Raw genomic sequence first — 22,295 nt, 5'->3', positions numbered from 1 at the left:
AGACCAAACTTGTTTGCGTGTGTTTATAAAACTCCAACACGTAACAGCTCGAAAGCCCGCAACACCGCGGACCAAATATGGAGAGAAACCTAATTGCTGAAGCAGCTTAGGAAATGGAGCCAAGCGATCAGATTGCTCGCACCTGCCACTGCGTTTGTCTTGTCGGGGGCGGCTTTGTGCGCGCAGGACGTTTCAAGTCGAGAACTTGAAGATACAACCCCAAACCTCGGATTGCCGAGTTCAGCTGGAGGACAAGATGCCGAGTTGCTTTCCGCTTTCCACGGGCTCGAGGCGTTGCCCCGCGTAGCAAATCTCATTTGCAGAGGTTCCAGGGGCAAAGACGGGGTGCCTGTCATCTTTTCAACCGAGGTAGATCTGGAAACTTTGCAGGCAGGTGACTTCAGAGTTGTAACAAAGTCAGGTCAGATCGGAACAATGCACTGTGCGTCAGTGTTGCCTGCTACCGATCCCGGTGAATTGCGCACTTTGCTTCTGATCGGGGATTTTGGGAACGTTTCCGAGGATCCACCGTTTGAAGTCGAGCTTATTGGACACCTTCATTCCATCGATGGAACACTTGATTTTCGCGGTGCCACTGTAGCCGTGACTCCGCTGGAAGACGGGCCGCCATTGATCTTGGCCGAGGTTGTCGAAGATTGGACTTTGGTCGGAAACTTGGGGCCACGCCGAACCAGAGGAAGCCTTTGTCCAAGTGACAACATCGTACAGGCCATTCGGGTAACTTGGGCGGGTGGCGTTACGCTGGCGAACGGCAAGGAACCTGGCGATGCGGAACGCGATCTGTACAGGATCATCGTAGAGGCCGAAGATGGATCTCAACGCACAGTTACGCCCGCCGCGCTTGCCGATCTGGGTGACGGGGACAATAACCACATGCTCTGCCTTGATACTAAGGATCGACCTATCTCGGTTTCCTTTCCAGCTGGCATTTTGACGGATCCGAATGATGATCTGAACCCAGAAACCAGCGTATTTGTTTCAAAACCAAATTAACAAACTGTTTTTAGGTTTGTTCGAATGGACTATTAGCCGAAAATGCCCGGCCGGGCCGGTTGCGGGTATTGCAGCGGTAAATGCGAATGAACGGACTTGTTCGCCTCTCGGACATTGCAAACTCGGTTTTGAAGGTCCGCTTTGGGCTGACTGCGGTCCTTTGGAGCAATACTGCGGATGTCTGCAAAGTCCGCAGAGCGGTCATTGCTGCACTGCGCAACGAATGACTGCTTCGAGCCCATCTTGACGGTTGCCTTTTTTGATTATGAATGACGGTGATCAGGTCGGAAGCGGATGTGCCTAGGTTGCCTAGGCTCAGGACTCATAGACAGTAAATGAAGAGTAGGGCATTGGTGATGGCAGGCAGGAAGACCTTTGGGCACTTGTCGTATCGAGTTGCCAAGCGCCTCCAATTCTTCAGCTTGCCGAACATGATATTGATGTGGTTGCGTCATTTGTATCAGCGTTTGTCGTATTTGACCGCCTTATTCAGCTGTTTCCGGCCAGGGAAGCCAATAGTCTAAAGAGGTACCGCAACGCCTCTGTTCAGTCGCCCTCTGGTTCAAAATCGGCTTAAACTCTTCGCTTCCCCTTCGGGCCTGTACTGAGACCACCATGCAACCTGCAACGCCGCTTTCCAGGTACTACCCGGGCCTGACATTGTCCTCCTGCTCGGGTTTTTGCGCCGCATGTTGGGCGCTCTGACTTAGGCAGTGGTTCCCCGGCATCATTCAAGCCCAGCTCCGCCATCTGTTTGCAGTTTGCACCGCGGCACTTTGAGCAATCCCTCCGATAGTTTGGGTGCTTGTGCGCCTCTGCTGGGCACGGCCGCCAACGTAATCGAATTTCACGCCAATCAATGGGGTCACCTTGAAAGCACGCACGGAATTTCTTCTCAAAATTGCTCGGTCGTCCCATCAAAAAACCCAACAATTGTTAACATAGTCTACAAACCCCATGATGAGCGCGAGGCGAAGGGTTTACCGCCCATCTCCTTGGTTTCCACGGTGTCAGGTATTTCCACCGGGTTCATTCTGAACTATCCCAATCGTATCGAATTGACTGCAGTGAATTGGTGGCGGGGAGAGTTTGGGGCTTAGATTCCTCGTGCGCTGCCTTCTTAGCGGCTTCTTGACGTTTGATCATTTCTGCCTCCATCTGGTTTGCTTTTTGCTCGCCATAGACTTCTTTGACGTTTGAGTACCAAGCCATACGAAGCTTGCGCAGCGTGTCCGGCTTCATCAGTCCGCGGGACTGCATTTCAACGCAAATGCGGCCAAACAGGCACCCTTCAGGAAAGCGTTCACCTGCCTCGATGCGGTTGGCGTAAACCTTAAGAGTGTCAATCTCGTCGCCCTGTGCGGGGCGTTGGGTCGTGGTTCCCTGAACCAACTGAGCCGCAGCCTTTATTTCGAATGCCGTGGGCCAAGCGCGTGTTTTGGCGTCCTCGTCCAATTGCTGTTGAAACTTCGGCCACCAATCCTCGTAACCACTCCGAGGCGCGAACTTGCCAACTGTGATTGCCAACGACTTCATTTCTTCGCTTTGGACCTGTTCATTTCCGGCCAGATGCCGGGGCATAGAGCGCCGTTCAAGCAGATCCTTGAGCTTGGATTTCAAGAAATTCTCTCGATGGCTCATTTGTGGCCTCCAAAACTGACACCGTTCATGAGCGCATCAAGGTCGGGCTTGGTTGAGGTAGTGGTTTTAAGAGAGGCAGTGATCCAAGAGACTGGCTCTGTCACACCCATTCGGCTTGCGTCCCGAAGCGCATTAAATGTGGCCGCGTCGCCGGATTGCTTGCGCCACATCCCAATAAGAGTGCGCGCTTTCGGCTCAGGAGTTCCGTATTTGCCAAGGAAGGCAACACCTCTGTCGAAGACTTCTTTTGTGAAATCGACTGTGTCGACAAACGCCGATACGTAAGTATCGGAATTATTTGGGTTGTTGGGTTGTTGGGTAGGTTGCTCCGCGGAAGGATCCACGGATGCTGTCGTATCTTTACTTTTCAAAGGCTTATCTGGATTCTGACCCTTTTTTCGGTTTGACTGTCGTGCAACCTGTTGTTCAACGTAAGCGGCTTCTTTCCGTAACCTCTGGGAAACCAGCATGCCGCATTCGGCTTCAAGGAACTCCCGGATAGCCGACCCGATGCGCGATCTCCAAAGGCGGGGAGACACCCTGGAGACCGCCGCAAGGCGGCGGTCATCATCAGGGAAATCACATGTTTCGCGCACCCACATCGCCATGAGAATAAGCATGTAGGCGCCAACTTCATCGGCTGTGAGGTGTTGTGTATCACGCTGGAATGCGTCTACCCAAATTGGGAAAGGACGTTTTGTGCGGGCACGTTTGGCGTTGAAATTACTCATAGTGAGTAACCTTTCGCAGCTCTACAAATTCCCATGGGCTTACTGCGTCACAAGTGATGTTAGCTATTGTCGATGTATAGAAGCGACCGACCATAATGGATCCTCCACTGCGCGCGATTAGCATATGTCGCCATCGCGCAGAGCGCGGAGGTGGGAATCAATTTCTTCCTCGATCCACAACAAACGGCCACCGAGTTTGACGGGTTTGGGAAGCCGCTCTGCAGCCAGATCCGCATAAATGGATGAACGAGAACGGTTCCCGAGTTTGTCGCGAAGTTCATTTAAGGTCAGGTATTTTGCGGGAGTCGCCGTGAATGTGCTCATTGTGACAGTCGTCCTTTCTTACTTGGGACGAAAGCCAGAGTGATCGCAACCGGCCGCTCGTCCCACCAATGGGTGCCCCGTGTCGGGGAAGACGAGCTGCACATCTTGCGCAGCAACAGTTCCAATGTTAGCGGACTAATTGGTGCAATTCAATATGTAGCTGTTTAGATTTGCGCGGACACTGTATTTAGAGTGGTGCCGGCTGGCGTTAATTACCGTGTTGAGACGCGAGAAACGACTTCCCTAGTTCCACCGCACACGTAGCTCGCCCATTGCTCGCTCAACACCCTGCGCTGCTCAAGAAAATCTGTGCGTCTGTAAGCTCGAACGACACCAGAGTCGGTTACGTGTCCCAGCATCGCTTCGGCTGCTTCGTGTGTCGCGTCGGTGGCTTCAGCCAGCCAGTCGCGAAGACTGCTGCGGAAGCCATGCGGGCGGGCGTCCAGTTTGCGACGTTCCATCATTCGTGAGAGTGTCATATCAGAGATCACGCCCTGCCGTGTATTCGGAAAAAGGAAACCGTTTCTGGAATGCGGTAGGGCAAGGTCGATAACGCGATGCGCTTCCTGCGAAAGCGGCACACGGAAATCACTTGTTGCCCCTTTTCGACCTTTCATGGCCTCACCGGGTATAGTCCAGACGTCTCCTTCAATCTGTTCGAGCCTGATAAAGCGCAAAGGTTTAGAGCGAACGCCGGTTAAGATGAGCAACCTCATTGCCAAGTTCGAGAGCGACGGTTCCTCCAAGCTTGCATAGAAATTGGGAACTTCACTCCATGGCATAGCAGGGATGTGTTTTGGCTTATGACGTGACTTTCCCAACAACTCTTTGGCTTTTTCTGTGGCCTGAAGATCAACGTCCAACCCCAGCGCAGCCGCATGGCGAAAGACAATGTTTAGCCTGTATATTGCTTTGCGCGCTGTGTCGGCTTTTGTGTGCCAGATTGGGGCCAAGGTGTCGCGAATGTCGCGCTGGTCAATGTTTGTTATTGGCACCTTTCCAAGCTTGGGCAGTACATGCCCATTCAGTGGTGAGAGCCAACGCCCAGCTTTTCCATCTCCTTTGAGTTCAGCCTTTCGCGCTTCGAATGCATCTGTGGTCAGAACCGCAAGTGAAACATCTTCCCGCCGCGCCGCACGTGCCTCTGCCTCACGCTCATTAACCGGATCGCGGCCTTCCGCAGCAACCGTGCGCCAACGCTGTGCAACACTTCGGGCACTTGCAAGAGAAAGAGTTGGATAGCCGCCTAAGCCCATTTCGCGCCTTCGGCCATGCACAGTCACACGAAGCATCCACTGCGCGCCACCATCGTCTCGTTTAATAAACCAAAGTCCAGCTCCATCGCAGTGTTTACCGACCGGTGCGGATTTAACAAAGGAAGCCGAAAGTCTGTTTGTTGCCCGCATTTGTATCCACCCTAATATCCACCTTAACCTACCGGATGGCGGAGAACACAACAACACAAACTCAGACACTTTATGTCATATTATTCATGTTCTTAGCTGCCAAATTGAACGAATTAGGGTATGAAAGAACAGAGTGTTGTTGCCGTGTGGGGGCACCATCTTCCAATATCGAAATGTCCAGTGACATCCATATAAACCCTGTATGTAAGGGTTTTTATGAGAATGTTTGACCACGCGCATCGCGCTTCAGCTTTTGGCCCTATCCGTGGTGAGAGAGGCGTTGATAAGTCCGCGCGATCCGATGTTGCAAACATGCACTCCTACCAGGGTCATATCCCGTTTCACCTGGGGCGTTATGAAGAAGCGCTGGACGCAGCCCGGCACTTGGGCACGGTGGTAACAATCAATACTTGGCGGTTGTTTCGTCACCTGTTGAGCGTGGACACTTTTTCCGAGATGGGTAGGTCGGAAAATGCGCAAAAGGCTGTCAACGATGCGCTTGAGATCAATCCGAATCTGTCAATTTCCGCGATGCGCAGGCAGTTTGCAGGATCAAAAAACCATCCCGAAAACCGGCGGATCTGGCTGGCAAGCCTGCAAAGGGCGAGAGAGCCCGAGTAAGGCTGAGTTCTTTGTGAGCGATCTTATCCGCATCCCGCACCATACCGAGGGCTACGTACGTTAACCCCCGCCCTCCGCATCCAAAGGGGCATACTGTCCTTCCGGCATTCCTACAGTTCGATATGCTTTGACAAAAGGAAGAATAAGTTCATCGGGTCGCGCAAAACGCCGATACATCCAGACAATGTCTGCAACTTTTATGCCTGGGCGGATTCTGTTGAGCCGGTCTCTCGCCGCAACGGCAGCACTGTGCGGGCCAAGCTCGGCCATTATCGCGACCTCAATCGAAACCGACCACCACAGGTCAGGCTGCGCCCCTTTGCGGTAAGTTTCCAATGCTGTTTCGTAGTTTCCATTCAGGAAATGATACTCGGCGAGCGCCTGAAACCAATTAGGATCTGCCGCATTTGGATCAAGCGCAATGGCGTTTTCAACTAAAGCGGCGCCTAAATCCAAGCGTCCGGACCAAATGAACTCGTAACCGATTTGCCCCTGCAAATACCGGTCTGTCCCCAGTGCAAGCGCGGTCTCGGCTGATGAAAAAAAACCGTCGAGATCGCGTTGAATTTGCAGGGCAAGCGCCAGCAGAAAATGACTACGCGCAGAATAGGGATTCAGTGAAACGGCCGTACGAGCCGCTTCCTCGGCTCGGGCAATTTTTTCTTCCTGCGTTCCTTCGTACAAACCGGTGAAAAACTTGACGTCAGTCTGAAGCGCCTCGGACAACTGCGCCCAACCCCGCCAGTAGTCAGGTTCCTCTTCCACGACCCGCTCTATACAGGCGCGGACGCGCTCTTGCATGTCGCGCCGGTTCATAAATCCGACACGCAGAAGCGAACATTCGTAAGATGAAAGGTTTTCCGGGGGTTTCGCGCGCGCGCGGCCTGCGTGAATCCGCTTGATGGCACCTCCCGCGTCACCCACAGCAGAGGCGACTTTTTCTGTTATGTGCAATTGAACGTCGAGAATATTGGATGTTGTGAGGCTTTCGTCATACGCATCGGACCAGACCTGAAGGCCTGTCGAAGTATCAATCAGCCGCGCCGTCACGCGCAGGCGATCTGCAACCTGCCGAACCGAACCTTCCAGCACATAGTCCGCTCCGAATTTCTGCCTGATACTGCGCGGGTCGCTTTCACCGGTAACAACGGCATGGGTAGATTGACGCGAAAGAACATTGAGGTCCTGATAGTTCCCCAGTTCAACGATGATGTCTTCGCCTATGCCCACAGCCAATAAATCGTGGGCGTCTGTATTGCTAAGGTTTTGAAATGGCAGAACCGCAACGGTCGGACCCGTTGGGTCTGTCAACAGAGCAGCTTCATCAAAGGTAATGGCATCTGGCGGCTGGTGACCAAAGCCGATCCACCACGTTAACAAGCTTGCAACGCCCAGACCAACCAACACCGATGCACCGGTCACCAATGGAAGCTTGTTTGATCGCCGTTCGGAGGCGGGCGCTTTGTCAGGCATGACGCGGAAAACCCGAACTGGCTCAGCGATGTTCTTTAGGTTTTTCAGTCCGAGATCCTCAAATCCGGCATCTACCTTGCCCATTGCCTGGTGTGCGACACTCTCAGAAACCGCGATACTGCCTGGGTCAGCGAGACCTTCAATGCGCGAGGCAACATTCACCCCGTCTCCATAGAGGTCCCCATCAGCGATCATGACATCACCGAGGTTAATCCCGATCCGAAGTTGCAACTGCGACCCGTTGGCGAGGGTCGGAGCAGCCTCAGCCATTGTCCGCTGGATCTCGACACCACAGTTTACGGCATCGACAACTGAAGCAAATTCGACAAGAGCACCATCCCCCATCAACTTTACGAGGCGCCCGTGATGTCTTGCAATTGCGGGATCAAAAATCTCTGAACGCAGAGTTTTGAGGGCGGACAATACCCCTGCCTCGTCGCTGCCCATCAACGACGAATACCCAACGACATCGGCAGCCATGATCGCGGCGAGTCGGCGCTGCATAGGACCCTCCTGTTCACAGTCTAACGGATGTCACGAAATCTCGACAATGCATGTCTTTCTGGTAGTCCAACCAATTTGGCTGTCATGATTCAGATCAAATGACTTCTTCGCCTCGATGGCTCCTACTCTTTGTAGGTGCAGCGAAATTCAGTTCTCCGCCCCGTACGACCAATTAGGCAAGTCCGCTTGAAGTCTACCTCCGGTAATTGATGCAAGTAGTAGAGAATGACAGCATCGAGCCCGTAGCAGCCGTTTGTCCCGCATCTGCGGGCCGCACTGCATCTAACAACTGCTTTGAGCATCAGGCAGTCGGCCTTCTCACTTGGGCTGCAGTTCTGGGGCTGATATCGAAAAAAGTGAAGAACTTGATTGGCAGGTTGTCTGAAATCCAGTCACTTATGTGATATTCTGAACTCGCGGGGGGACACGCCCGCCTTCGACTTTAAGAACCGTGTGAAGCTGCCCGCCTCACCAAAGCCAAACCATCTGCCGATCTCTGCAACGCTGTCATTGGTCATCGACAGTGCATCCTTCGCCAGCTGAAAATACGGGAAACTCAAGACGTTGAATTTCTCGCCGACATGCACACCGAAGAAAGGGCCCTCGGCTAACGGCAAGATCATGCACAAGCCCATAGACAACCCCACATGAACGAGACGCGTCGGATCATCCATATCCGTTTCTTTCGGGCCAAGACTTCTGAACACCTTTGCCGGATCTACTCCGTTTTTGTTAGACCGTTTCACGAAGGGCGCGACCGTCATCAGCCTGACCAGTGAACCAGCTTGCGAGGCCTTGGGTTTGGAAGGGTGTGATTTTTCATCCAATGGGGCAGCTTAAACAAGCATTGACGCACAAAATTATCATCTTCGAGTGGAACTCCGAAAATGAAGGTCGAACGGACGATTTTTTGATTGGCCGCGTGCTAATTCGGTAATTGTTGCAACCAAGTAGAAATGTCACCCAGTTTGCAAAGTAGAAATGCCACCACCGGGCGCGACGCTGGCACCGCGAACGGGGACTGCGCAGCGAGATAGACGTGGTTTTCTTCAAGGCCCGCGGTAATACAGTTCCGGAGCATGGCTCAGCGCGCGCGGTGGCCTTGGGATCTCATGCCTTACAACTCCTCTCCGCGTGACGTGACGACTTGGATCTTCTGAATATGACGGCCATCGTAGCCGGCGCGGATGACGTGCTAATGCGCGCGCGCAACAACTTCAGAATGGGCGCGACGCAGATCAAGGTGCTTCAGACCGGCGGTGTGGCCAGTGCACCGTGAAGTTTAAGATGCCGGATTTGCGTTCCGAACCCGCGCGCCATTCCCGTTGCCGCCTCGACCTGATGGCGAATTAGATTGCTCAGGCTTTAGGAGGGGAGTGACACACGCTGGTGGCCAAAACCCTGCCGATCGGCAAAGCCGGGATGGGCTCCGATGCCGACGCCACGCTCATGTGCAGCTTTCATTATTCACGCTATCACGTCCGGGTCGCCTGCATGAAATCCACAAGCAATATTAGCCGAGGGTACGGTGTGCAATAGCGCGACATCGTCGCCCATGCGCCATGGGCAAAAGCATTCGCCCATGTCAGCGTTGAGATCGACCGATCTGCTTATAAGTCGCTCCTCTCCAAATCGTCTCCTGCGGTCACTCCGCTGATCAGCTGATACGACAGCAAATCCGCGATCGTTGCCGGATCGCGAACCAAATGAGCGAGCCTGTTTCGCAAGGAATTCTGAAACTCTCGTGCGTGCGCTTGAATCGAAACCGCCTCTTCCAGCGATACGAAAGAAAACCGCAATGTTTCGCCGGGACCGGCCTGAGCGACCCGGGGTAGATCGACAGGCAGGACCGAACCGATCCGGGGATATCCGCCGGTCGTCTGGCATTCGTTAAGCAGCACGAATGGAGAGCCATCGCCGGTGATTTGTATGTCGCCTGGTACTATGACTTCGGAAAGGACGCTCAGCCCCGCTTCGCTGTGAAAGCCCTCGTCATCCTGAACAAGGCGCACGCCCATACGGTTGCCACGCGCGTCCCTTCGAAATGTCGTCGCCTCAAAGCGCGTGAGTTCTTCAGACGTGAAGAAACCGGTCTGGAGACTGGGAACTATCCGAACTGTGCCGCCTCCGAACCGGTCTTCGGGATCGAGTTTCAACCCCGTCTCGCCTTGCCCATCTGGTCCAACGGCAAACCTGTCGCCGGACTGGATCACCAAACCGATGCCCGCAGCCAGATGGGCGCCTTGAGCCGTCAGAACCGGCGCTGTTGCCAGGCCACCGCCCAAGTGCAGATAACCGTAATTTCCGGTGTCGGCGGCGCCGATTTCCAAGCGGGCGCCTTTGGGCAACAGATGGCTTGCGTTCCAAGCGATGCGGGTACCGTCGATGCTGGCCCTCATCGGTGCTCCGGTCAGTGCAAAACGCATATCTTCGGTCGCTTCGAACTGACCGCCGACCCCCGCCATTTCGAGCAGTGCGTGGTCTTGCGATTGCCCGAGCAGAGCAGCCCCTTCGGCCAACGCGAGCCGGTCGGCCGCACCGCCACGCGACAGTCCAAAGGCTAGGTAACCCGGTCTTCCAAGATCCTGCACAGTCAAGCCGGGTCCGGCGCGGTGAACGATCAGCGCGCGACTCATGTGATGACCTCACATGTGGCACCGCCGTTTTCATCGCCTTGCAGTTTCGCAAGCGTGTCGGGATCGGCGGGTTGAAACAGCACCTCGTCCCCCGGGCGTAAGAGGAATGGTTTCGGAGAGTTGGGCCGGAACAGTTGCAACGCAGTCTGGCCAATGTGGCGCCAACCGGTCGGCGTGCTAACCGGAAACAAGACCAGTTGGCGTATAGCAACACAGAGCCCGCCCGCAGGAACCTGATCAGTCAGTTCGGATTGCCGGGGGATGTCCCAGACCGGTGCCAATTCGCCCAGATAAGGCATACCCGGCGCGAAACCGATGGTTTGAACGCGCACAGGCGTGGCGGCAATCGAAGCGATGGCGTCGGCCTCGTTCAGCCCCGCCAGTTTCGCCGCATCGGCAAGTTGAGGAGCGGCTTCGCCGCCGAAAACAGTGGGCACGCGCCAAAGCCTGCGACCAGAGGGAAGAGGGGCTGCATACCAGTCGCGATCCTGCACCAGCCCTTCCAGCGCTAAGCGCATCGCAGCGTGGTCGTTCGTCAGCGGATCAAAGCGCAGATATGTTGAGACCAGCGACGTCGAGCTCTCTTCCACCCCCGCCCAATCCGCGGCCATGACCGCATCCCGAAAGGCCAAGGACGCGCGGTTGGCCGTCTCGCCAAGCCGGTCTCCAAAACTGACGACAAAGCCGTCATACCCGGCCGTTCGTATCTGTGGCCAATTCGAATTTTGTGATCTGGGCATCAGGCAGGATTTCTTCATGCAATGACGGGCAGCGTTTTGACACGATATGAAAGGCTCAGCGAGCGCCCCAGAACCGGGTCGGTCAGGCTCATTCTGTAGGCGGGCGCGGGCCGCACGCCGCCAATGGCGGCGAGGGTGCCGCAGAACATGGCCTGACCATCGGCGAGGCCTGCGCTCTCAGCTAAGTCGGTCAGTGGTCGGATGCCTTCCAGCGTTCCTTCCTGATAGATTACCCACTGTTCGCCCTCATCAATCTCGCAACGAAGGACCAGTTGGTCGAGATGGGGTGCGACCTCTTCGAAACGCCAAAGCCGATCCGAGACGGGCTTCGGGCATGCCTGTTTCGAGGCCGCGACAGACACAGTTTCAAGGTCGCGATCCGTATGGTCCGACGCCAGCCCCAGAAACAATTGGCCCTCCAGCTTGACAAGCAAAGGTTCAACTTCTCCCGATGTAGCTGCCCCCAGCACCTCAATCTCGGGCGACTGCGCCAGAAGCGAGGTCGAGACCTGATAGAACAGCGGTACCTGACGAGGCGGCGCAACGCCAAGGGCTGCCAACTCGTCGATGTGGTGCTGCACTGCATCCAGGTTGCGCCCCGTCCAACCTGCGACAATCAGTTGATCAATCCGGGCAGGGATCTCTGTTTCGTTCACAGAAAAATGCATCACGTATCAGGCTCCGAGAACCGATGGCAGGTAAAGCGCGATCCCCGGGAAGGCGATCAGCAGTGCCGCCATGATCAGCATCGCTACCACGTAGGGAATGCTGCCCAGCATCACTTCGCTCATCGTACCCGATTTCCGCGCGCCCTGAACAACGTAGAGGTTCAGACCCACAGGCGGCGTGATCAGCGCCATTTCGATCAGCACGATCATAAGTATGCCAAACCATATCGGGTCATAGCCCTGCGCGACGACGAGGGGTACGATGATCGGAATAGTGACGACCATGAGAGAGAGCGTCTCGATAAAGAAACCAAGGACGATATAGATCAGCACGACAACGAGTATCGTGCCAAAGGGCGAGAGGCCCAGCCCGTTCAGGAAGACCTCCAATTCGCGCCCTAGTCCGGCCGAGGCCAGTGTGAAGTTAAGGAAGGATGCCGCGATGACCACCAACATGATCATCGAGGTAATCTTCACCGTGCCCAGGATGCTATCGGTGAACATTTTCACACTGATGCCGCCAAAAAACGCAGCGATCAGAACGGCACCGGCCACACCCACGGCAGCCGCTTCGGTCGGTGTTGCCCAACCCTTGTAGATTGTGCCGATGATGATGGTGAAGAGCAAGATGATCGGGATAAGCTGCAAAAGCGCCCTGAGCATTTCGGGAAAGGGAAACACGCGCCGTGTGCCGCCAAGGTTCGGGCGTATCATGCAGATCAACATGGTGATGGCCATAAATCCGAGGGCGAGCGCGATGCCCGGAATAAGCCCGGCCAGAAACAGACGCGGAATAGATGTTTGCGTCAGAAAGCCATACACGATCAGGTTGATGGACGGCGGGATCATGATCCCCAAAGTTCCCCCCGCCGCGATCGCACCAGAGAAAAGTTTTGGGTCATAACCCAGCTTTTCTGCTTGGGGCATCGCCACGGTGGCGACGGTCGCAGCGGTAGCAACGGACGAGCCGGAGGTCGCCGAGAACATCGTCGCGGTGGCAACATTGGCGTGCACCAGCCCGCCTGGCAGCCAGGAAACCCAGCGGTCGAGGGCGGCATATGTGCGTGTTGCGATGCCGGAACGTACCAGAATCTCGCCCAGCAGCACAAAGAAGGGAATGGCGATGAGCGTGGCGTTGTTCGAGGTCGACCAGACCTGATTGCCGAGCCCCCGAATCAAGGGAAAGGGGCTGAAGAAAGCATCGACGCCGAAGCCCAAGAGGAAAAGCACGATGCCAACTGGAATCGACAGGGTCAGAAGTCCCAGGAGTCCAATGGACAGATAGCCGATCATTTCAACGCCTCCTGTTCCTCACCAAAGCAGCCAATGGCGGCCTCGGAGTCTTCGAACCGCCCCTTAACCACCAACAAAACTGCCGCGATCAGCGTGAACCACGAGACGACGGCAAACCAGATCCAGCCAGCGAACCAAGGGGTCTGCACCCAAGCGAGCGGAGTTTCCAAAGGCGTGTTTGCACGAGAGGAATTGGCCAGCGAGCGTGAAAGGACGGGCCAGCACTTGACCGCGATCAATGTCACCGTTCCGGCCATCATGGTCATGGCAAAGAGATCAAATATCGAGCGGCCCATTTTACCGGTGCGCGACCGCAGGATGTCGATGCGTACATGACCAAGTTCAAGAAGCGTGAACGCCATGCCCCAGGACGTAGTAATCGCCATCACATAGCCGGAAATTTCATCGGTGCCGCCAAAGGACGAACCGAACCGGCGCAGGATAACATCTAGAATAACGATGCCAGCGCAGGCCAAAAGGACGATCCCGGTTAGGATGGCAATCTGCCTGTTCAGGTTGCGCAGTTTTTCAAGAGCGATCAGTTCCATGTGGCCCCTTTGCTGGGTCAATCTTAGGACGAGAAGGATTATCGGTCGAACTCTCGCAACCACTAATCCGGCGTGTCGGCAAAAAAGGATGGGCGCTCTGCAGGCCCATCCAGAACGTTTTACTTGGCGATCGTCACGCCAACCGTGGCACCTACGCTGGCATTCCAGCGATCGGCCCAATCGCCGCCCGCGCGTTCCGCCCAGTCGGGCAAAACCTCGCCGACCAGCACTTCGCGCGCCTTGGCAAAGTCAGCGTCCGAGACCTCGACCAGCGTCATGCCGCGCGCGTCACCGGCCGGGCACTCGCCATTACCAGTCAGACAGGCGATGTCATTCACCAGTGCATTTTGCGCGGTATCCCATGCCGGGCCTTCGAATTCGGCCGCGACCTGCTCGGTGATCAGCGCCTGCGTGCCGGCATCAAGGCTGTTCCACTTGTCCATGTTCATCGCGGTTACGACACTGTCCCATCCGCCGAGCGGGATTGGCATCAAATGGGTGGATACTTCCCACCAGCCGGCGGAGTAGCCCGAACCTGCACCAGTTACAGCGCAATCAACGACGCCCTTCTGAAGCGCGCCGGGAACTTCTGAGAAGCCGACGTTCACGCCTTCAGCCCCAAGCGCCTCGAGGAACTTGGCTGTCATCCGACCGGATGCGCGGACCTTAAGACCCTTAAGGTCAGCCAGTTCACCGACCTCGGCGTTACAGAACACCACCTGCGGTGGATAGGGTGCAATGGCCAAAACGTGGCTGTTGAACCGGTCCGCGAAAATGTCCACAACCATTGGACGGGCGGCGTCCACCATGGCTCGAGCTTCGGCGGCGGTCAGGGCCAGAAGAGGCACGTCGAGGCCCTCAAGCTCGGGGGCGTCGGCCACGGCATAATCGGCCACAGTCATCGCCACGTCATAAACGCCATCACCCAGCAGGCGGAACACGTCGCCTACACCCAAGTTCATCTGATTGTGCGTGGTCAGGTTGACATTGATCGCTCCCCCCGAAGCGGCGGGCAGTGTTTCACCCCAGAACGGTGCTTCATACTGCTTGTGCAGGGGCAGACCGGACCAACTGCCGACGACGGACAGGTCTTCGGCGAAGACTGGCGACGCCAGTGCCGTAGTTGCGGCAAGAATGGTGGTAATACGTTTCATATTGGTCTCCTTGTTGGTCGGGTTCGTTGTTGTCTGTCAGGTAAACGTCAGGACCGGGATCTCTGCGTCTTCGGCAACATCAGTGATCAGCATGTGCCCTGGTTTGTGCGTGATACAAAGTGGCATGCGCGCCGCTTCGAGTGCCACCTGCGGAGTCACTCCGCAGGCCCAGAACATCGGTACTTCGCCAGGGCCAATCGGTGCGGGGTCGCCCCATTCAGGACGCGAGACGTCGGTGACGCCAATTCCATCAGGATCACCCCAGTAAACCGGCGCTCCATGGGCGAGCGGGAAGCGGCGCGAGATTTCCACAACCTCCCGCACCCGCGACTCGGGTATTGCGCGCATGGAAACGACCATCTTTCCGGAAAATGGTCCGGCAGGCACCGTATCAATGTTCGAGCGGAACATGGGCACGGTCGTATTGTTTTTGATGTGCCAGACGGGCACCCCGGCGCGTATCAGCGAATGTTCGAAGGTGAATGAACAGCCCAGCGCAAAGGCTACCAGATCATCTTGCCAAATATCGCGGATATCTTTTGCCGAACCGGCAAGAATGCCGTCACGATAGATATTGTAGGCGGGCACATCCGTCCTGATATCAATGTCCCGGCCCATGGTGGACATCATTGGGTTGCCAGTGTCGGACACGCCTGTCAAAGGGCAGGGCTTCGGGTTGCGCTGGCAGTACCGCATGAAATCGAGTGCATAGGCCTCTGGCATAATGGCCAGATTTGCTTGCAGATGACCCTGTCCCAGTCCGGCGGTATGCGAGCAATATTGCCCGGAACGTATTGCGCCACGCTGTTCTGTCAGCGTTCGAGATTTCAACAATTCGTAGGTTTTGCTCACAGGTGCCCCTCCGTCGCCGACAAGGTCACAAGTTCAAGCTATAAAATCAAATCGAATAATTTTCTCAATATCGATCAGATATTTTTATCACCACTGTAACCGGTCGCGACGTCCAGCGCCATCATTGCGGCGGTTTCAATAAGATGGCTCTTCGGTTCTCCGAGATAGGAAGCGGTAAACTGGAGCGGAGAAGGCACCCAGCCCGGGTCGAACTCGGTGATGCGCCCGGCGGCGACGTATTCAAGTCCCAACACCCGCGGAAGAACAGCGACGCCGAGATCGGCTTCCACCAGCCGGAAGCAGGCAGAGAGAGAAGAGGAAGGGAAAAGCGATACTTCGGGTCCGACACGTTCAAAAAGCATCTCTTTCAATTCGCGATAGGGACGCGTGTTGCGGGCATAGGTCAAAACCGGACGCTTCAGATTCAGGGCGTCTATCCCGTCGCGCCGCGACCCTGCCGCGTACCAGGCCAGATCAAAGCAGGGCAGTTCGATATTATTAACCTTATGCTCCGAAACGGGTCCCAAAAGAATTGCAAGGTCGATTTCGCGGTTCATCAGGCCATCACGCAGGTTTGAGGAAATATCCACGTTAAATTCGATTTCAAGGCGGGGGTAAAACGCGTGCAGCCGCGCCACCAGATTCGGTAACCAGCACTGCGCGATAGTCTCGGATGTGCCAAGGCGTAGACGTCCATCAACCCCCTTGGGGTCGACCACATCTCTCTCGACAAGCTCCGTCAGATGTTCGAATTTTTCCGCATGAGCCAGAAGTAGCTCTCCGCGCTTGGTCAGCCGCATCCCCCCCGAGCGCCTTTCAAACAATTCACAAGCAAGCGCGTCTTCAAGATTCTTGATCCGGGCGGTTGCGGCAGGCTGTGTTAAATTAAGTGCCGACGCAGCCCTTCGCACCCCACCGTGACGCACGACAGCAAGAAATGTCTTGAGTTGATCGATATTGATTCTAGTCATTGCAGCTTTTTCGGTTGATCTCGTCTTGACTAGTCTATCCGAACGAAATCGCATTCAACACATGCCGAATGACAGCATCGATGGATTGGGTCGCGTCACAACAAAGCCCTTCCGCGCAAGCAATACCTCCTGTGGTCAACTGTAGCCACTGCCCAATCCTGCGTTCACCAGGAACATCCGAAACCGTCATTCCTCAAACTGCCCAACGGCGATGTCAGTATCTTTCGGCGAGTGCCAATGTTGCCTCTCGACCGCTTTATCCTGCCCGGCCCCGGCGCGCTCTATCTGTAGCAGACATCCAAGTGTTGTTCTGGAAAGTTCAACGTTGCGACGGTTCGATCTGACTATTGCGAGCCAATGGCTTAGGCCCGCCAAATCGGTGCTTCTGAACGGCTGCGATCAGGATTATCTCTGCACCGCGACAAGCTGCTCGCCGTACGCACAAGTCATTTCTGCTAGAGCAAAAGCCTTCCGTGCGAAAGACAACTTCGTGTCGCGTCTCGATTGTCGAATCCGGGTGCAGCGAAAGATCGGTTTGGGATCTGACGATCTGCGTACTTTTGAATGTCCGGTCTCGCGAAAGTCGCTGCGGCGCTTAATAGAAGCCGCCGCAGATGCGGGAAAATACTACGCCAGCAAGGTTCCGGAAACGGAATGTCGGCACAGTCCGAATAATGAACATTCGCTAAATTTCGTCGAACGTCCGCATCGAACCCCGAAGCTGACCTTCTGGACCCAAAGCTGCCAAGCTTACTGCAACACGTGTCTATTTTCGTCTAATGAGTGCCTTGCGCCTGATATTGCTGCCTGCGGATTTTCCCCGGAGACACGTTAAATACCCGTTTGAACGCTTTGCTAAAGGAAGGTTCAGATAGATACCCTACGTCAGCGACGATTTGCGAGATTGGTTGATCGGTGGAAATCAATCGTTCCCGAGCCAGATGCATCCTCCAGGTCGCAAGATATTGGATTGCCGGAACACCGACGAGCTCAGAAAAACGTGCAGCGAATGCCGACCTGGACATACCTGCAACCTGCGCAAGGGATTCGACTGTCCAGTTTGCTGCGGGTGCGCGATGTATGGCTACAATGGCGCGGCCAATCTGTTGGTCTCGGGCCGCTTTTAACCAACCGCGATTAGCGTCGGGTGCGCTGTTCAGCCATCGGCGAATGGCCTCGATGACAACCACATCGGCCAAGCGGGTAATCACTGTTTCGCCGCCCGGTCGCAATTCACGCGCCTCTCTTGCAATGAACTGCAAAGTTGCTTGTAGCCAGCTCCCTGCGTCCTCTTCCCAAGGATCGATTTTGAGTACGTCGGGAAGCAGGGACATCAACATTCCACTGGCTGCATGATCTATCCTGACAAGGCCATACATGATGCCGGTTTCGACTCCACCGCCGCCGTATTCCAGCGTTTCATAGAGCTGGGTTACCTTACGTATGGGCAGTTCTTCGAGTGTCAAAAGTGGAGTGTCTTCCGAGCTGAAGAAACCAACCGGTGCACCATTTGTCATCAGAACCAAGTCGCCTTTCTCGACTTCAAACGGCACATCTTCTCCGACCCTCAAAAAACAACGCCCGTGTGTGATGACGGCAAAGCTCAGTACTTCGGGAATGCCCGGTATAGAAACACCCCAGGGCGCAGACATGCGCGACTGGCAGTAGAATGTGCCTGTCAGCTTCAAAAGATGAAGAATTTCCCCAAGCGGATCGCCAATCGGCTGCGCCAGTGCATCGGGGTCGGGAATGTGAGGGGTATTCTGGTTCATTACACCAGCCTGTTAGAAGCTTCCTCAATTGTCTACATTGTTTGGACGAATGGATAATAAAATAGGATGATGGAGAATACATCATCCTGCATCCTTCCCTAAATACGGGTCATTGACAGATTAACGGAGATGACCGATGACACAGAAATCCATTCTCGTGCTTGGCGCAACAGGTAAGACCGGATCACGTATAGTGAAGCGCCTGGAAGACATGGGCCATGCAGTTCGGCGTGGATCGCGGAATAGCCAAACCCCATTTGATTGGGAACAGCCGCAGACCTGGCCTGCAATCCTGGACGGTGTTTCGGCTGCCTACATTTCCTATTTTCCTGACATCGCATTTCCGGGCGCGGTCGAGCAAGTCGCGACCTTCGCGGCACTGGCCAGGGAAAAGGGACTGCAGCAGCTCGTGCTGTTGACAGGGCGCGGAGAATTCCATGCCGAGCGTGCTGAGGAGGTTGTTCGAAACTCCGGTGTGCCGTTTACGATTGTCCGTGCTGCGTGGTTTGCGCAAAACTACTCTGAAGGTGCATTGCTGGAGCCGGTAATGGCTGGTGTGTTGCCCATGCCCGCTGGTGACGTACGTGAACCGATTATCGACGTGGACGACATTGCCGACGTCGCTGTCGCCGCCTTGACCGAGGAAGGACACACTGGCGAGCTTTACGAAGTTACAGGGCCGCGTCTTATGACTTTCGCCGAAATGGCAGCCGAGCTTTCGCGCGCAATGGGCACAACTGTGCAATACGTTCCGATTTCGTTTGATGAATTCCACGCGGAAATCATGAATGCAAGCGGTGAGATGATTGCCAACGTCATTACCGACATTGCAAGAGAAACGCTTGATGGCCGCAATTCGAATGTTGCAGACGGTGTTCAACGCGCCTTGGGGAGGGCACCGCGCGACTTTTCCGATTTTGCAAATGAAGCCGCAAAGTCTGGCGCTTGGACACAGGCTGCATGAGTTGGTCTGACAGCAAAGGAACACAATCATGACGTTTGACGTAAAACGCAGGCTTGTCCTGGGGGTGGCGGGTTTGATCGCAGCCACCTTGGGGCTGATCATCACGCTGGCCCCACTGGGTTTTTACTCCAGCTACGGCATTGTTATTTCGCCGCAGCCGAACCTGATGAGTGAATTGCGCGCACCTGCGGCCAATCTGGTTGCACTTGGCCTTATCATCCTGTCGGGAGCGCTATACCAAAAGATGGCCCAGACAGCAGCTTGGCTTGGAGCCACTGTGTTCTTCGCCTTTGCCGCAGGGCGATTGGTCAGCCTTGCCCTTGACGGACGACCATCGGACAGCATCCTTTCTGCCCTTGGGATAGAGGTGATGCTTGGCCTGATGTGTTTGTGGGTTGCAAGCAAAGAGCGGCAAAAGAAAGCTGGCATGCACTCGTTGTAGTTACACAAACTTCGGACTTGAGACCCTTGAAAGCTGTCTGTGAGCATTTGGCCATTCGCCGATTCAGAGTGGGTGGCCAACACACGTTAGTACGTCCGCGACATTCTGAACGGTTGCGGCTACTGATGGTGAGTTATGACGTTAAAACCTTGTTCGGGTGATGGTGGCACGAAGTATCGCGCAATACGCCGATAATGGTCTTCCGTTGCTGCAAAGGCATGCTTGCCATCTCTGTTGCGCTGTTGCAACCGACGCAAACAAACCTCATCTGGCAAGTCTAGGAAATGAAGGCGATGCTTCGCGGCTGTGTTTTCCAGAATGCAACGCATCCAATCCCTGTTTTCAATTGTGTTCGCCGGAAAGTCGAGAACGACTGAAACCCCAGCCGTCAGTAATGAAGTCACGTGCCGTCCCATGACCATTCGCAGTTTCAAAGCACAATTTACATAATCCTGCAGGGAGTTCATTTGGTCGCCGAACAGGGCGCTGAGCCATTCATCTTCTGAAATGAGCACCGTCCCATCGCTACTCGCAAGTTTCGCAGCCAGACTTGATTTTCCTGACGCGACTTTACCACAAAGCAAGTGAAGCGTTGGAATAGCATGTGACATAGGGTGAACTCCCGGATTACCTGATAGTCCCCGTGCTCAGTTGGTCAGCCAGTTGATCAAACACCAACCTGATCCTTCTTGCGGTATGTAACTCCGAGTGCGTGGCCAGCCAAATCGGGAACTTAAACGGCTCACGATCAGGGAGCACGCGCTCCACGCCGGGTGTTAAGGCAGCCACGTCATCTGACATTACGCTGATGCCAAAACCTTGGCGCACCAGCTCCCAGGATACAATCCCGCTTTGTGAGCCAATCCGGAAGCTTTTTCGGGTCACCTTAATGCCCGCCGGATCGAGAAAACCGATCATCGTGTCAATGTCGCCAAATCCGACAAAGTCCAACTTAGCGAGTTCGTTTTCATTTTTTGGCCGTCCCACCTGATCAAGGTACGAAGGTGCTGCGTAAAAATGTGCCTTCGCCTCGGCGACAAGCTTTGCGGTCAGATCTGGCTGCGTCGGGCGCACATGTCGGATGGCGATATCAGCCTCACGTCGCTGTATGTCGCGTAAGTCATTGGCTGCAACGACGTCGATCTCAAGTCGCGGTGCTGCAAGTCTGATCTTTTTCAGTATAGGCGGCAGTTGATAGGCAGACATCACATCGGACGCGGTGATCCTGACTTGCCCTTCGACAGTTTGCGACTGGCTTGTCGCGGTAAGAGAAATCCTGCTCGCGACATCCGCCATTTCTCTGACATGCAACAAAAGCTCGGTGCCAGCGGTCGTCAGACTGAGCGATTTGCCAACTCTTTCAAACAGGGTGATCCCGAGTGCCAATTCGAGCGCAGCAACCTGACGGCCGACAGTAGGCTGAGTTTGCTCAAGAACGCGCGCCGCTGCGGAAAACGAGCCTTCTTCAGCTGTCGCAAGAAAGGATCGTACCTGATTCCAGTCGAAATTGATGGCTTTCCAGTTCATGCATTTATGCATAACGCTTCTGCGGCATGTGGCAATTCCATAAATGAGTGTTTGGATGTATGGAATGCGGCAACAACCTTGAAAGAGAGTAATGAAATGGCTGCTTTGTCCAAGGATGCCGCGTTCTGGAGCAAAATCTCGCGAAAGTATGCGGCGGACCCAATCCGGAACGTGGAAGGGTATCTGAACACACTCGAACGTACGAAGTCGTACCTGAAAGCGGAGGACAGCGTACTGGAAATCGGGTGCGGTACGGGTTCAACCGCGCTGTTGCTGGCACCGCATGTGACCCATATCACTGCCTCGGATCTCGCTCCGGGCATGATCGAGATTGCCGATGAGAAGTGCGCTAAGGAAGGGTTTGAGAATGTCACTTTCAAGGTGGCCGAAGTTCTTGAGCACAGTCTTGATGAAGGTTCATACGATGCGGTCTTGGCGCATAACCTGCTTCATCTCCTGCCCGATCTGGACCAAGCGCTCGAGCACATTTCCACGCTGACAAAATCCGGTGGGCTTTTCATATCCAAGACCGTCTGCGCGCCTGAGAATGGTGGTTTCAAGTATACGATGATCAGTCGGATTGCGATCCCGATCATGCAGATACTCGGGAAAGCCCCATTTGTGAATTTCGTTTCTGGATCGATACTTGAGAGGAAAATTGAGCGCGCAGGCTTCGAAATCCTTTATACTTCCAATCAAGCCTCGATGCTGCAAAGTCGTTACATTGTTGCGCAAAAAACTTGAAGCTGCCCTTCTCTCATCTTCGTTGCTGAAACGATCTTTACGTTGCAAAATCTAACAATTTTCAGCCTCGAATGTGCGAATGGTTTTGACTTTGTTTGCACCATAAAAAGCTACTGCGAGCGGCAAGTTTGTCCGCAATGTGGACATTCGCTGCGACTGAGCGAATTTCCACTTCGAGTCCTTCGCAGTCATAGCGTGACGTTCCGATTGAGGCTAAAGTGCATTCAGCATTTGAGAAGACATGACACCGCGCCTCGTAGATATCCCAAT

The 22,295-nt window shown here is 54.8% G+C and carries 24 protein-coding genes and 2 pseudogenes; 5 read left to right on the top strand and 21 right to left on the bottom strand.

Annotated features, from left to right (window positions below; genetic code table 11):
* Positions 1 to 435: 435 nt before the first annotated feature.
* Positions 436 to 1,014, top strand: a complete 579-nt coding sequence (locus ACR1XU_RS21830) for a hypothetical protein (protein ID WP_480908727.1) — start codon at positions 436 to 438, stop codon at positions 1,012 to 1,014.
* 322 nt (positions 1,015 to 1,336) lie between these two features.
* Here ACR1XU_RS21830 and ACR1XU_RS21825 read toward each other — a convergent pair.
* The 6 genes and pseudogenes from ACR1XU_RS21825 to ACR1XU_RS21800 all read right to left on the bottom strand — a co-directional run.
* Positions 1,337 to 1,522: pseudogene (locus ACR1XU_RS21825) on the bottom strand (IS5/IS1182 family transposase); the annotation flags it as partial.
* Positions 1,523 to 1,587: 65 nt separating this feature from the next.
* Positions 1,588 to 1,764: an HGGxSTG domain-containing protein gene (locus ACR1XU_RS21820; protein ID WP_480915704.1), complete on the bottom strand. Its 177-nt coding sequence runs from the start codon at positions 1,762 to 1,764 to the stop codon at positions 1,588 to 1,590.
* Positions 1,765 to 2,043: 279 nt separating this feature from the next.
* Positions 2,044 to 2,655 carry a hypothetical protein gene (locus tag ACR1XU_RS21815; RefSeq protein ID WP_480908729.1) on the bottom strand — a complete coding sequence of 204 codons (612 nt, stop codon included), beginning with the start codon at positions 2,653 to 2,655 and terminating at the stop codon, positions 2,044 to 2,046.
* A complete protein-coding gene (locus tag ACR1XU_RS21810) occupies positions 2,652 to 3,386 on the bottom strand; it encodes a DUF1376 domain-containing protein (protein ID WP_480908730.1) in 735 nt (244 codons plus the stop codon). The genes ACR1XU_RS21815 and ACR1XU_RS21810 overlap by 4 nt, the downstream gene beginning before the upstream one ends.
* Before the next feature lie 117 nt (positions 3,387 to 3,503).
* Complete coding sequence (locus ACR1XU_RS21805) at positions 3,504 to 3,710, bottom strand: helix-turn-helix transcriptional regulator (protein ID WP_480908731.1); 207 nt, start codon at positions 3,708 to 3,710, stop codon at positions 3,504 to 3,506.
* 212 nt (positions 3,711 to 3,922) lie between these two features.
* A complete protein-coding gene (locus ACR1XU_RS21800) occupies positions 3,923 to 5,116 on the bottom strand; it encodes a tyrosine-type recombinase/integrase (RefSeq protein WP_480908732.1) in 1,194 nt (397 codons plus the stop codon).
* Positions 5,117 to 5,428: 312 nt separating this feature from the next.
* On the opposite strand from ACR1XU_RS21800, the gene ACR1XU_RS21795 reads away from it, so the two are divergent.
* Positions 5,429 to 5,737: a hypothetical protein gene (locus ACR1XU_RS21795; protein ID WP_480908733.1), complete on the top strand. Its 309-nt coding sequence runs from the start codon at positions 5,429 to 5,431 to the stop codon at positions 5,735 to 5,737.
* A 60-nt stretch (positions 5,738 to 5,797) separates the two neighbouring features.
* Here ACR1XU_RS21795 and ACR1XU_RS21790 read toward each other — a convergent pair whose 3' ends face one another.
* The 12 genes and pseudogenes from ACR1XU_RS21790 to ACR1XU_RS21735 form a co-directional block, all read right to left on the bottom strand.
* On the bottom strand, positions 5,798 to 7,714 hold the full coding sequence (locus ACR1XU_RS21790) for an adenylate/guanylate cyclase domain-containing protein (protein ID WP_480915703.1): 1,917 nt from the start codon (positions 7,712 to 7,714) through the stop codon (positions 5,798 to 5,800).
* A gap of 392 nt (positions 7,715 to 8,106) precedes the next feature.
* Positions 8,107 to 8,541, bottom strand: coding sequence for a helix-turn-helix transcriptional regulator (locus ACR1XU_RS21785; RefSeq protein WP_170806649.1), 435 nt, complete (start codon positions 8,539 to 8,541; stop codon positions 8,107 to 8,109).
* A 436-nt stretch (positions 8,542 to 8,977) separates the two neighbouring features.
* Positions 8,978 to 9,328 (bottom strand): annotated as a pseudogene (locus ACR1XU_RS21780) (LamB/YcsF family protein); the annotation flags it as partial.
* Positions 9,325 to 10,350, bottom strand: coding sequence for a 5-oxoprolinase subunit C family protein (locus tag ACR1XU_RS21775; RefSeq protein ID WP_480908735.1), 1,026 nt, complete (start codon positions 10,348 to 10,350; stop codon positions 9,325 to 9,327). The pseudogene ACR1XU_RS21780 and the gene ACR1XU_RS21775, both read right to left, overlap by 4 nt.
* Positions 10,347 to 11,090 (bottom strand): 5-oxoprolinase subunit B family protein, encoded by a 744-nt coding sequence (locus ACR1XU_RS21770; protein ID WP_480908736.1) that lies wholly within the window; start codon positions 11,088 to 11,090, stop codon positions 10,347 to 10,349. The genes ACR1XU_RS21775 and ACR1XU_RS21770 overlap by 4 nt, the downstream gene beginning before the upstream one ends.
* Positions 11,091 to 11,104: 14 nt before the next feature.
* A complete protein-coding gene (locus ACR1XU_RS21765; RefSeq protein ID WP_480908744.1) occupies positions 11,105 to 11,758 on the bottom strand; it encodes a DUF2848 domain-containing protein in 654 nt (217 codons plus the stop codon).
* A 6-nt stretch (positions 11,759 to 11,764) separates the two neighbouring features.
* Positions 11,765 to 13,051: a TRAP transporter large permease gene (locus ACR1XU_RS21760; protein WP_170806646.1), complete on the bottom strand. Its 1,287-nt coding sequence runs from the start codon at positions 13,049 to 13,051 to the stop codon at positions 11,765 to 11,767.
* Positions 13,048 to 13,599, bottom strand: coding sequence for a TRAP transporter small permease (locus ACR1XU_RS21755; RefSeq protein ID WP_170806645.1), 552 nt, complete (start codon positions 13,597 to 13,599; stop codon positions 13,048 to 13,050). The genes ACR1XU_RS21760 and ACR1XU_RS21755 overlap by 4 nt, the downstream gene beginning before the upstream one ends.
* 119 nt (positions 13,600 to 13,718) lie before the next feature.
* The gene (locus tag ACR1XU_RS21750; RefSeq protein ID WP_170806644.1) at positions 13,719 to 14,753 is read right to left on the bottom strand and encodes a TRAP transporter substrate-binding protein; all 1,035 of its coding nucleotides are present in this window, start codon (positions 14,751 to 14,753) and stop codon (positions 13,719 to 13,721) included.
* Positions 14,754 to 14,789: 36 nt separating this feature from the next.
* On the bottom strand, positions 14,790 to 15,605 hold the full coding sequence (locus ACR1XU_RS21745) for a putative hydro-lyase (RefSeq protein WP_480908737.1): 816 nt from the start codon (positions 15,603 to 15,605) through the stop codon (positions 14,790 to 14,792).
* Between the two features lie 74 nt (positions 15,606 to 15,679).
* Entirely contained in the window at positions 15,680 to 16,576 is an 897-nt protein-coding gene (locus tag ACR1XU_RS21740) for a LysR family transcriptional regulator (protein ID WP_170806642.1), read from the bottom strand.
* A gap of 776 nt (positions 16,577 to 17,352) precedes the next feature.
* Positions 17,353 to 18,348 carry an AraC family transcriptional regulator gene (locus ACR1XU_RS21735; RefSeq protein ID WP_480908738.1) on the bottom strand — a complete coding sequence of 332 codons (996 nt, stop codon included), beginning with the start codon at positions 18,346 to 18,348 and terminating at the stop codon, positions 17,353 to 17,355.
* Positions 18,349 to 18,484: 136 nt separating this feature from the next.
* Between ACR1XU_RS21735 and ACR1XU_RS21730 the strand changes: the two genes are divergently transcribed.
* Positions 18,485 to 19,312, top strand: a complete 828-nt coding sequence (locus tag ACR1XU_RS21730; RefSeq protein WP_480908739.1) for an SDR family oxidoreductase — start codon at positions 18,485 to 18,487, stop codon at positions 19,310 to 19,312.
* Positions 19,313 to 19,340: 28 nt separating this feature from the next.
* The gene (locus tag ACR1XU_RS21725; RefSeq protein WP_170806639.1) at positions 19,341 to 19,754 is read left to right on the top strand and encodes a DUF4345 domain-containing protein; all 414 of its coding nucleotides are present in this window, start codon (positions 19,341 to 19,343) and stop codon (positions 19,752 to 19,754) included.
* Between the two features lie 119 nt (positions 19,755 to 19,873).
* Here ACR1XU_RS21725 and ACR1XU_RS21720 read toward each other — a convergent pair whose 3' ends face one another.
* Entirely contained in the window at positions 19,874 to 20,365 is a 492-nt protein-coding gene (locus ACR1XU_RS21720) for a P-loop nucleotide/nucleoside kinase family protein (protein ID WP_480908740.1), read from the bottom strand.
* 16 nt (positions 20,366 to 20,381) lie between these two features.
* Complete coding sequence (locus tag ACR1XU_RS21715; RefSeq protein WP_170806637.1) at positions 20,382 to 21,281, bottom strand: LysR family transcriptional regulator; 900 nt, start codon at positions 21,279 to 21,281, stop codon at positions 20,382 to 20,384.
* Positions 21,282 to 21,377: 96 nt separating this feature from the next.
* On the opposite strand from ACR1XU_RS21715, the gene ACR1XU_RS21710 reads away from it, so the two are divergent.
* Entirely contained in the window at positions 21,378 to 22,025 is a 648-nt protein-coding gene (locus ACR1XU_RS21710) for a class I SAM-dependent methyltransferase (RefSeq protein ID WP_480908741.1), read from the top strand.
* Positions 22,026 to 22,086: 61 nt separating this feature from the next.
* On the opposite strand, the gene ACR1XU_RS21705 is transcribed toward ACR1XU_RS21710, so the two are convergent.
* On the bottom strand, positions 22,087 to 22,295 hold a 209-nt coding region (locus ACR1XU_RS21705; RefSeq protein WP_480908742.1), incomplete at its 5' end, for a hypothetical protein.

The sequence above is a fragment of the Ruegeria sp. D1(2025) genome (assembly GCF_056536425.1).
The sequence above is the reverse complement of the archived record's forward strand: the minus strand, read 5'-3'. Positions and strand labels throughout refer to the sequence as shown.

Coding starts and splice junctions, on each gene's coding strand:
- ACR1XU_RS21795 (WP_480908733.1), top strand. CDS start 5,429: ATGCACTCCTACCAGGGTCATATCCCGTTTCACCTGGGGCGTTATGAA.
- ACR1XU_RS21730 (WP_480908739.1), top strand. CDS start 18,485: ATGACACAGAAATCCATTCTCGTGCTTGGCGCAACAGGTAAGACCGGA.
- ACR1XU_RS21755 (WP_170806645.1), bottom strand. CDS start 13,599: ATGGAACTGATCGCTCTTGAAAAACTGCGCAACCTGAACAGGCAGATT.
- ACR1XU_RS21750 (WP_170806644.1), bottom strand. CDS start 14,753: ATGAAACGTATTACCACCATTCTTGCCGCAACTACGGCACTGGCGTCG.
- ACR1XU_RS21815 (WP_480908729.1), bottom strand. CDS start 2,655: ATGAGCCATCGAGAGAATTTCTTGAAATCCAAGCTCAAGGATCTGCTT.
- ACR1XU_RS21725 (WP_170806639.1), top strand. CDS start 19,341: ATGACGTTTGACGTAAAACGCAGGCTTGTCCTGGGGGTGGCGGGTTTG.
- ACR1XU_RS21740 (WP_170806642.1), bottom strand. CDS start 16,576: ATGACTAGAATCAATATCGATCAACTCAAGACATTTCTTGCTGTCGTG.
- ACR1XU_RS21830 (WP_480908727.1), top strand. CDS start 436: ATGCACTGTGCGTCAGTGTTGCCTGCTACCGATCCCGGTGAATTGCGC.
- ACR1XU_RS21720 (WP_480908740.1), bottom strand. CDS start 20,365: ATGTCACATGCTATTCCAACGCTTCACTTGCTTTGTGGTAAAGTCGCG.
- ACR1XU_RS21775 (WP_480908735.1), bottom strand. CDS start 10,350: ATGAGTCGCGCGCTGATCGTTCACCGCGCCGGACCCGGCTTGACTGTG.
- ACR1XU_RS21735 (WP_480908738.1), bottom strand. CDS start 18,348: ATGAACCAGAATACCCCTCACATTCCCGACCCCGATGCACTGGCGCAG.
- ACR1XU_RS21770 (WP_480908736.1), bottom strand. CDS start 11,090: ATGCCCAGATCACAAAATTCGAATTGGCCACAGATACGAACGGCCGGG.
- ACR1XU_RS21710 (WP_480908741.1), top strand. CDS start 21,378: ATGGCTGCTTTGTCCAAGGATGCCGCGTTCTGGAGCAAAATCTCGCGA.
- ACR1XU_RS21715 (WP_170806637.1), bottom strand. CDS start 21,281: ATGAACTGGAAAGCCATCAATTTCGACTGGAATCAGGTACGATCCTTT.
- ACR1XU_RS21760 (WP_170806646.1), bottom strand. CDS start 13,051: ATGATCGGCTATCTGTCCATTGGACTCCTGGGACTTCTGACCCTGTCG.
- ACR1XU_RS21765 (WP_480908744.1), bottom strand. CDS start 11,758: ATGCATTTTTCTGTGAACGAAACAGAGATCCCTGCCCGGATTGATCAA.
- ACR1XU_RS21800 (WP_480908732.1), bottom strand. CDS start 5,116: ATGCGGGCAACAAACAGACTTTCGGCTTCCTTTGTTAAATCCGCACCG.
- ACR1XU_RS21820 (WP_480915704.1), bottom strand. CDS start 1,764: ATGGCGGAGCTGGGCTTGAATGATGCCGGGGAACCACTGCCTAAGTCA.
- ACR1XU_RS21790 (WP_480915703.1), bottom strand. CDS start 7,714: ATGCAGCGCCGACTCGCCGCGATCATGGCTGCCGATGTCGTTGGGTAT.
- ACR1XU_RS21805 (WP_480908731.1), bottom strand. CDS start 3,710: ATGAGCACATTCACGGCGACTCCCGCAAAATACCTGACCTTAAATGAA.
- ACR1XU_RS21810 (WP_480908730.1), bottom strand. CDS start 3,386: ATGAGTAATTTCAACGCCAAACGTGCCCGCACAAAACGTCCTTTCCCA.